We start from the raw sequence: 8,803 nt of genomic DNA, 5'->3' as shown, positions 1-8,803 counted from the left end.
GCCGCGACCGGGCCTTATCGGTAAGGCCCGGTCGCGGCTGAAGCCGCTCCTACAGGGAGCGGCGCGACGCCTCGCTGCTCAGCGGATGCGGAAGCCCATCGTCGCTTCCACCGCCTGCTTCCAGCCGGCGTACAGTTCCTCGCGGCGTTCGGCCGGCATGCTCGGTTCGAAGCGGCGGTCCACCGCCCATTGCTGCGCGATCTCGGCGCGATCCTTCCAGAACCCCGTCGCCAGGCCGGCCAGGTAGGCCGCGCCCAGCGCGGTGGTCTCGGCCACTTCCGGGCGCAGCACCGGCACGTCAAGGATGTCGCTCTGGAACTGGGCCATGAAGTCGTTGCTGATCGCGCCGCCGTCGGCGCGCAGTTCCTTCAGCTCGATGCCCGAGTCGACCTGCATCGCGGTCAGCACGTCGCGGGTCTGGTAGGCCATCGATTCGATCGCGGCGCGGATGAAATGTTCCTTGGTGGTGCCGCGGGTCAGGCCGAACACCGCGCCGCGGATGTCGCTGCGCCAGTACGGCGCGCCCAGGCCGACGAAGGCCGGCACGAAGTACACGCCGTCGTTGTCGCCGGCGCGCTCGGCATAGGCTTCCGAGTCGCTGGCCTTGCCGAACATGCGCAGGCCATCGCGCAGCCACTGCACCACCGACCCGGCGACGAAGATCGCCCCTTCCAGCGCGTACTCGACCTTGCCGTCCACGCCCCAGGCGATGGTGGTGAGCAGGCCGGTGTTGGACGCGACCGCCTTCTCGCCGGTGTTCATCAGCATGAAGCAGCCGGTGCCGTAGGTGTTCTTGGCCATGCCCGGCTCGAAGCAGGCCTGGCCGAACAGCGCCGCCTGCTGGTCGCCTGCGATGCCGGCGATCGGCACTTCGTGGCCGTAGAAATACTGGCCCTGGGTGGTGCCGTAGATCTCGCTGGAGGAACGCACCTCGGGCAGCATCGAGGCGGGGATGTCGAGCATCTGCAGCAGCTCCTCGTCCCAACGCAGCTCGTGGATGTTGTACAGCAGCGTGCGCGAGGCGTTGGTGTAGTCGGTGACGTGGACCTTGCCGGCGGTGAGGTTCCAGATCAGCCAGCTGTCGATGGTGCCGAACGCCAGTTCGCCGCGCTGCGCGCGTTCGCGCGCGCCCTCGACGTGGTCGAGGATCCACTTGACCTTGGTGCCGGAGAAATACGCGTCGATCAGCAGGCCGGTCTTGGCCCGCACCATGTCCTCGTGGCCGGCGGCCTTGAGCTGTTCGCAGATGTCCTTGGTCTGCCGCGACTGCCAGACGATGGCGTTGTAGATCGGCTGGCCGGTGGCGCGGTCCCACACCACCGCGGTCTCGCGCTGGTTGGTGATGCCGATGCCGGCGATCGCGCTGGCGTCCACCTGCTGGTTGTTCAACAGCTCGGTGATCGTGGTGTAGACGCTGGTCATGATCTCGCGCGGGTTGTGCTCCACCCAGCCCGGTTGCGGGAAGATCTGCCCGAACTCGCGCTGCGCCATGCCGACGATGTGGCCCTTGCGGTCGAACAGGATCGCGCGCGAACTGGTGGTGCCCTGGTCGATGGCCAGGATGAATTTCTTTTCCATCGGTGACTCCTGCGGGGTCGTGAAGGCGCGCGCCGCGGCGGCGCCTGGAATGACGGGGGAACGTGCCGGCGACGCCGGCACGCGAGGCGCGTCGGCTCAGGCCTGGCGCGCGGCCGCTTCTTCCTCCAGCGCTTTGACCCGCGCCGGCAGGAACGGATAGATCAGCCATTGGTAGGCCGCGCCGCCGACCACGCCGCCGATCAGCGGGCCGACGATCGGGATCCACCAGTAGCTGTTGGCCGACGGCAGCGCCGAAGAGCCCCAGCCGGCGAAGTAGGCGAACAGGCGCGGCCCGAAATCGCGCGCCGGATTGATCGCCCACGCTTCCAGGTAGCCCATCGAGGCACCGATGGTCGCCACCAGCAGGCCGATCATCAGCGCACCGGAATTGGCGGTGGGCGCGGCCTCGTTGTAGCGCTCGGTGATGGCGAAGATGCCGAAGATCAGGAACGCGGTCAGGATCACCTGGTCGCGCAACGCATGCATCGGCGTGATCGCCAGGCCCGGTGCGGTGAAGAACACGCCGGCCGCGCCGCCCGCGTCGCGGGTCAGCTGGTGGGCCTGGTTGTAGTGGTCGATCACCGGCGCGAACAGCAGGTAGACGATGCCCGCGCCGAGGAACGCGCCGATCACCTGCGCCGCCCAGTACGGCAGCACCTTCTTCCACGAGAACCCGCGGAACACGGCCAATGCCAGCGTCACCGCCGGGTTGGCGTGGGTGCCGGAGACCGAGCCGGTGGCGTAGATCGCGATCGTCACCGCCAGGCCCCAGGCGATGCACACGCCCCAATAGGCGTTCTGGTAGGGACTGGGGTCGTACAGCACGTACATGCACGCCACCGAACAGCCGAAGGCGATGATGATCACCATCGCCACCGCCTCGGAAATCAGTTCGCCCAGCAGTTGCCGGTTCATGCGCGCGGCTCCCGCGTCGCTGCTGCCGTCCTGCCGATCATGCCGCTCGTCGTCTTCATGCCTGCCACCCTCCACGGTCGTTTCCAGGTTCGCGCGCAGCGGCGGATGCCGACGCGCACGGCGATTGCGCAGCGCGGCCGGCGCCCACGACGGGCACGCCGGCCGCGCTGCTTGCCTCATGCGGGCGCGGCGGCCGTGGCCGGCGCCCGTTGCAGATAGTCGGCCAGGCGCTGGCGGCCGGCCGCGTCGATGCGCAGGCCGAGCTTGCTGCGGCGCCACAGCAGGTCGTCGGCCTGGGTCACCCATTCGTGTTCGCGCAGGTAGTCCACTTCCGCCTGGTACAGGTCGGCGCCGAAGTGTTCGCCCAGTTGCTGCAGCGAAGTGGCCGCGCCCAGCAGCTGTTCGGCGCGGGTGCCGTAGTTGCGCGCCAGCCGCGCGGCGGTGGTCTCGGACAGCCACGGCCGCGCCGCGCGCAGTTCCTGCGCCAAGGCGCGGATGTCGCGGCGTTCGCCGCCGGGCAGCGGCGCGCCGCGCGCGGTCCACGCCGGCGCCTTGCGCCCGGCGTGCGCGACCAGCCGGTCCACCGCTTCCTCGGCCAGCTTGCGGTAGGTGGTGAGCTTGCCGCCGAACACGTTGAGCAACGCCGCGCCATCGCCCGCATCCAGTTCCAGCAGGTAGTCGCGGGTGACTTCGGCGGCGTTGTCCTCCTCGTCTTCGAGCAGCGGGCGCACGCCGCTGTAGCTCCACACCACATCGCTGGGCGCGATCTGCTTGAGGAAGTAGCGGTTGGCCGCGTCGCACAGGTAACGCGTTTCCTCGGCATCGATCTTCGGCGCGGACGGATCGGCGCGGTAGTCCACGTCGGTGGTGCCGATCAGGGTGAAGTCGTGCTCGTAGGGGATCGCGAACACGATGCGCCGGTCCGGCTGCTGGAAGATGTAGGCATGGTCATGCTCGAACAGCCGCGGCACCACGATGTGGCTGCCCTTGACCAGGCGCAGCGCGTGGTCGTGCCCGACCTTGGCCACGTCGTCCAGGAACTGCACTGCCCACGGTCCGGCGGCGTTGACCAGCGCGCGCGCCTGCACGTCCTGGCGACGGCCGTCGGCGTGCTGCAGCGCCACCTGCCACAGGCCGTCGGCGCGGCGCGCGGAGACGCAGCCGGTGCGGGTCAGGATCCTGGCGCCGCGCTGCGCCGCATCCATCGCATTGAGCGCCACCAGCCGCGCGTCCTGCACCCAGGCGTCGGAATAGACGAAACCGGTGCGGAATTCTTCGCGCAACGGCGCGCCGACCGGGTCCGAGCGCAGCGCCATGCGCTTGGACCCGGGAAGGGTGCGGCGGCCGCGGCCGAGATGGTCGTACAGGAACAGGCCGGTGCGGATCATCCATGCCGGGCGCAGGTGCGGCTGGTGCGGCAGCAGGAAGCGCAGCGGCCAGATGATGTGCGGGGCCAGGCGCAGCAGCACTTCGCGCTCGGCCAGCGCCTTGCCGACCAGGGCGAACTCGTACTGCTCCAGGTAGCGCAGCCCGCCGTGGATCAGCTTGGTGCTGGCGCTGGAGGTGTGCGAGGCCAGGTCGTCGCGCTCGCACAAGCACACCGACAGGCCGCGGCCCACCGCGTCGCGGGCGATGCCCACCCCGTTGATGCCGCCACCGACCACCAGCACATCGTAGATCTCGCTCATTGCCTGACTCCGGAAGCTCGTGTCCCGGGCCGGCAAGCGCTAGGCCGACGCCGAAGGACGAAAAGATCGTAAACGAACATTTCCGAACATATCACGCTGCAGTGCAGCGCAGCGTGGGCGAACGCAGCCGAAGTCTGCCGTCCAGCAAAGGAAATTCAAGTCGCTGCAGGCGCCATGGCCGCGATCTGCGGCGACAGCCAGCACGCTTTAACGTCACAATAACGAAATAATACGAACATAAACGTACACGTAACAGCTCGCAGCATACGCAGCCGTAGTTGGCTGGCTTCCGGATCGGCTCATGGCGCGACCGCTGCTTGCTTACCGCGCAGGCACTCAGTCCGCAGCGCCCTGGCCCGCGGCCACCGCCTCCGCTGCATCCGCACCTGCGTCGTCGCTGTCGGCGACGAACACGCGGGTGCCGGCCTCGGCCAGCACCGCTGCCAGTTCCGGCGGCGGCGCGCGATCGGTGAACCAGGCCTGGACCCGCGCGATCGAGCCCAGCCGGACCATCGCGTTGCGCCCGAGCTTGCTGTGGTCGGCGGCCAGGAACACCTGCCGCGAGTGCTCGATGATGGCCTGCGCCACCCGCACCTCGTGGAAATCGAAATCCAGCAAGGTGCCGTCCGGATCGATGCCGGAGATGCCGATCACGCCGAAATCCACCTTGAACTGGCGGATCAGCTCGATCGTGGCCTCGCCGGTGACACCCTGGTCGCGGCCGCGCACGCGTCCGCCGGCGACCATCACCTCGAAGCTCGGGTTGGCGCTCATCATCACCGCCACGTTGAGGTTGTTGGTGATCACCCGCAGCCCGCTATGCCCCATCAGCGCGCGCGCCACGTCCTCGTTGGTGGTGCCGATGTTGATGAACAGCGAGGCGTCGTCGGGAATGTGCTGCGCCAGCAGCGTGGCGATGCGCCGCTTCTCCTGCGCCTGCAGCGTCTTGCGCGCGGTGTAGGCCAGGTTCTCCACGCTCGACGGCAGGCTGACGCCGCCGTGGTAGCGGCGCAGCACGCCGGCCTCGCACAGCAGCGCCAGGTCGCGGCGAATGGTCTGCGGGGTCACCTCGAAGCGCGTGGCCAGCCCGTCCACCTCGGCATAGCCCTGCTGCCGCACCAGCGCCACCAGCTGTTCCTGGCGCGGATTGAGCGCGGGCACCGCGCTCGGTTTGGGAGTCGTATTGTCCATGCGCCGATGATGGCGCATGCGCGCGCGGATGCAAACGCTGGTGGGGCGGCGACGCCGCAGGCCTGACCCTGATCGCCGCACGCGTACGGCGCAGCGCACCAAGCCGAGGTCGCGTCGCGCACGCTGCCCGGGAACGTGCGGACGCCGTGCGCGCCACCGGTCTTCGGCACGCATCGCGCAGTCGCGACGGCGTGCATGACGAGGCGCGGCGGCGGCGCGGCCTACTCGCGACGGATGACACGGCCTAGACTACGCACCCCGCCGGACGCCACCGGCAGCACCGGACCGGCCATGATCGCCAACGACGTATTGCGCTCCATCCGCTACATGCTCGACCTGAGCGACCAGATGATCGTGGACACGGTCCACCTTGCCGACCCCGCCTTCCCGATCGACAAGAGCGAAGTGCCGGCCTACCTGAAGAAGGAAGACGAGGACGGCTTCGTCGCCTGCAGCGACCCGGTCCTGGCGCACTTCCTCGACGGGCTGGTGTTCCACTACCGCGGCCGCGACGAGACGCTGCCGGCGCGCCCGGTGGAGACCCGGGTCACCAACAACGTGGTGCTGAAGAAGCTGCGCGTGGCGTTCCAGCTCAAGGACGTGGACATGCACCAGATCTTCGCCGACGCCGGCTTCCCGGTCTCCAAGCCGGAACTGTCGGCGCTGTTCCGCCAGCCCGAGCACAAGAATTTCCGCCTGTGCGGCGACCAGCTGCTGCGCAATTTCCTCAAGGGGTTGACGCTGCGGATTCGTGCCGCGGGGTGAGGCCGGTGAAGCGAAGCGCGTCGTAGCGGCAACAGGCGCTATGGTGCGGGGCGCCGATCTGCTTCGTGCGGGGCTTCAGCCACGACCATGTTCGGCGCTCCGGCGCCCGCGGATCGCGCGGCGGCCAACTGTCAGCACCGCACCACCAACGCGGCCATCTTCGGCAGGTAATGTCTTGCAACTGCCGCGCCTCGGTTGCGATTGATTGCCGAAGCCAGTTGGAAACGCCGTGCCGGCGGTGCATTTTTTTTCGGCACTTCTGTGCCCACACTGCCCGAGGCCGGTGTGGATCGCCGCTTCGTTCGTCGCGACTGAAGTCGCTCCCACAGGGGGCGGGCCGGCCGTATGCGCCGTAGAAATGGCTCTAGGCGGCCTCGGGCTATCAGCTCCCGGCGGCGGCAGAAGGCGCCTTCCCTGCCGCTGCCTCGGTCACGATTGAAGCCGCTTCTGCAAGCTACGCGAGAGGCGCGGCGCTCAGCGGATCCGGTAGACCCGCGCCTTCGGCAGGTCTTCGTCGACCTGCAGGAACCAGCGCCCGGCGATGCCGGGCACGACCTTGATCGCCGGCGAAGCCAACGCGGTGCGCAGGGTCATGCTGCCCTTGAGCACCTTCCACTGCTGGCCGTTGTCCAGCACGAACACGGTGCCCGGCGCCCAGCCGGCGACCTCGCCCTGCACGCGGGCGCTGATCGGGCCGTCGTCCAGGCCGATCATCATGCCCTGCTCGGGGGCGCCGTCGCCGCCGGCCGCGGCGATCGCCGGCGCCGCCGCGGACCGCGCCGGGGCCTGTGCCGCGTCGCGAGCATCGGCCTCGCGCAACAGGCGATTGAGCGTGGCCAGCTGAGTCGGGGTCAGCCCGGCCTCGCGCAACTGCTCGGCGCTCAGCCGCCGCTCGATCTCCACATATCCCGACTGCGCCAGCGCAGCCGGGGCCGCCAGGGCGCACACCAGCGCCAGCACCACGTATTTCATCGTTCGATCCTGCCGCCTGCGCGGATGAGAAAGGCGCGCGGCCCGAAGGGACCGGCTCCCCAGTTCGGCAAGTTTGGGTCAGTTCGGTGACAGCGGGATGACATCCGCCGCCGGCCGCCAGGGCAGAGGCTTGCCCAGCAGCGAAGGCGGCTGCCGCCGCCCTTCGGCGTGTCGCGACGACTGGCCACGTCGATCGCATCGCATCCGCGCTGCCGGCGTTCGCGCTCGCGGCCTCCACGGCGTTCTGGCAGCAATGAGCACGGGCCGCGCGAGGCGCGCCGCGGCAGGAAATCGCCGACCGGCCAACACTCGCAGTCTGCGCGTGCCCGCGTCCACACACGCATCTTTCAATCCAGGCATCGATGGCCGGCGCCGGGTCTCAGCGGTTCCCATCGAGAAGCCTGTCGCGACTGATCTCGATGTCGCCTGGTCGCCCGCAGCGTCGTCTCTGCCGCGGGCCACGCGATCGCACGCTCGCGCAGCAATCGGCGACGACGCGGATCGCTGGCGCAGCGGCTGCGGAGGAAGCGCTGTCCAACGCCGCCCGCTTCGTCGCGGATGTCCGCAGCGTCCAGGGCCGCTCCCGCGGCGCGTTGTGCACACGCCTCGCAGCGTGTCCAGTCGGCATCGTCAGGACGGACCATACCCCCTGGTGTGCACGCCGCACGCCGCGATTCGGTCTACGATGCGCGGGATTCGCCATCCATGGCGGGCACCGCCCCCCTCTCTGCGCCGGCGATGTCCCTTCCCGTTCCGCGTTGAGGTCTCCATGAAACTAGAGGTGCTGTTCGACCAGTTGCACACCCTGCCGACCATCCCCAAGGTGGCGCAGGAGCTGATCCTGCAATTCGACAATCCCACCACCAGCCTGGACAGCGTGGCGCGCAGCATCGAGCGCGACCCGGTGATCGCGGCCAAGGTGCTGCGCCTGGCCAATTCGGCGCGCTTCCGCGGCGCACGCGAATCGACCAGCGTCGAGGACGCGGCGCTGCGCCTGGGCTTCAACACCTTGCGCACGCTGGTGCTGGCCTCGTCGATGACCGACGCGTTCCATGCGCCGGCCCATTTCGACCTGCGCGCGTTCTGGCTGCACAGCTTCGAGGTCGCCGGCATCTGCCGGCTGCTGGCCAAGCAGAAAGGCCTGGACACGGAAACCGCGTTCACCTGCGGGATGATGCACAACATCGGCGAGCTGCTGATCCAGACCGGCGCGCCGGACTATGCCGCGCAGCTGCATCCGGACGCCTCCTCCAGCGGCCGCGCCGCCGACGAGACCGTGCAACTGGGCTTCGGCTATCCGGAAGTGGGCGCCGAGCTGGCGCGGCGCTGGCATCTGCCGCAGGTGATCCAGACCGCGATCGCCTACCAGGCACGGCCGCTGCAGGCGCCGGAAGGCGAACCGATGCCGCGCGTGGTGGCGCAAGCGGCGCTGGTCGCCGATGCGCTGGAGCGCCTAGGCGGCGCGACCCCGGAAGCGCGGCAGGCGGTCAGCGGCCCGCTGCTGGACGACGTGGACCTGGACGCGCTGTTCACCGCGCTGCCGGAGGTGATCGAGGCCGACCGCGCGTTCACCGAGATGCTGCGCTAGACGTTGCTCGCCGCGTCTTCGGCAACGAAGACGATCGGCTCCACTGTAGGAGCGGCTTCAGCCGCGAGCGGGCGTTACCGGTAACGCCCGCTCGCGGCTGAAGCCG

Annotated in this window: 7 protein-coding genes; 2 read left to right on the top strand and 5 right to left on the bottom strand. The window is 69.3% G+C overall.

From position 1 onward, the window contains the following. Positions 1–78: 78 nt before the first annotated feature. The 4 genes from glpK to VDQ83_RS18470 all read right to left on the bottom strand — a co-directional run bounded on the left by glpK (position 79) and on the right by VDQ83_RS18470 (position 5,390). Positions 79–1,578, bottom strand: a complete 1,500-nt coding sequence (glpK, locus tag VDQ83_RS18485) for a glycerol kinase GlpK (RefSeq protein ID WP_455435998.1) — start codon at positions 1,576–1,578, stop codon at positions 79–81. A 96-nt stretch (positions 1,579–1,674) separates the two neighbouring features. Beyond that, the gene (locus tag VDQ83_RS18480) at positions 1,675–2,493 is read right to left on the bottom strand and encodes an MIP/aquaporin family protein (protein ID WP_309922505.1); all 819 of its coding nucleotides are present in this window, start codon (positions 2,491–2,493) and stop codon (positions 1,675–1,677) included. Between the two features lie 176 nt (positions 2,494–2,669). Further along, positions 2,670–4,181, bottom strand: a complete 1,512-nt coding sequence (glpD, locus tag VDQ83_RS18475; protein ID WP_455435997.1) for a glycerol-3-phosphate dehydrogenase — start codon at positions 4,179–4,181, stop codon at positions 2,670–2,672. 336 nt (positions 4,182–4,517) lie between these two features. Beyond that, the gene (locus tag VDQ83_RS18470) at positions 4,518–5,390 is read right to left on the bottom strand and encodes a DeoR/GlpR family DNA-binding transcription regulator (protein ID WP_263396816.1); all 873 of its coding nucleotides are present in this window, start codon (positions 5,388–5,390) and stop codon (positions 4,518–4,520) included. A gap of 273 nt (positions 5,391–5,663) precedes the next feature. Here VDQ83_RS18470 and VDQ83_RS18465 point away from each other — a divergent pair, with 273 nt between their 5' ends. Next, complete coding sequence (locus VDQ83_RS18465; protein ID WP_263396815.1) at positions 5,664–6,137, top strand: YehS family protein; 474 nt, start codon at positions 5,664–5,666, stop codon at positions 6,135–6,137. Positions 6,138–6,611: 474 nt separating this feature from the next. On the opposite strand, the gene VDQ83_RS18460 is transcribed toward VDQ83_RS18465, so the two are convergent. After that, complete coding sequence (locus VDQ83_RS18460) at positions 6,612–7,109, bottom strand: hypothetical protein (RefSeq protein WP_455435996.1); 498 nt, start codon at positions 7,107–7,109, stop codon at positions 6,612–6,614. A gap of 769 nt (positions 7,110–7,878) precedes the next feature. Between VDQ83_RS18460 and VDQ83_RS18455 the strand changes: the two genes are divergently transcribed. After that, positions 7,879–8,697: an HDOD domain-containing protein gene (locus tag VDQ83_RS18455; protein WP_455435995.1), complete on the top strand. Its 819-nt coding sequence runs from the start codon at positions 7,879–7,881 to the stop codon at positions 8,695–8,697. Positions 8,698–8,803: the final 106 nt, after the last annotated feature.

The organism is Xanthomonas sp. WHRI 7945 (genome assembly GCF_035026585.1).
The sequence above is the reverse complement of the archived record's forward strand: the minus strand, read 5'-3'. Positions and strand labels throughout refer to the sequence as shown.

What these genes read in the sequence shown, in the direction of transcription:
- VDQ83_RS18455 (WP_455435995.1), top strand. Translation starts at nt 7,879, where the DNA reads ATGAAACTAGAGGTGCTGTTCGACCAGTTGCACACCCTGCCGACCATC.
- VDQ83_RS18460 (WP_455435996.1), bottom strand. Translation starts at nt 7,109, where the DNA reads ATGAAATACGTGGTGCTGGCGCTGGTGTGCGCCCTGGCGGCCCCGGCT.
- VDQ83_RS18465 (WP_263396815.1), top strand. Translation starts at nt 5,664, where the DNA reads ATGATCGCCAACGACGTATTGCGCTCCATCCGCTACATGCTCGACCTG.
- glpK (WP_455435998.1), bottom strand. Translation starts at nt 1,578, where the DNA reads ATGGAAAAGAAATTCATCCTGGCCATCGACCAGGGCACCACCAGTTCG.
- VDQ83_RS18470 (WP_263396816.1), bottom strand. Translation starts at nt 5,390, where the DNA reads ATGCGCCATCATCGGCGCATGGACAATACGACTCCCAAACCGAGCGCG.
- glpD (WP_455435997.1), bottom strand. Translation starts at nt 4,181, where the DNA reads ATGAGCGAGATCTACGATGTGCTGGTGGTCGGTGGCGGCATCAACGGG.
- VDQ83_RS18480 (WP_309922505.1), bottom strand. Translation starts at nt 2,493, where the DNA reads ATGAACCGGCAACTGCTGGGCGAACTGATTTCCGAGGCGGTGGCGATG.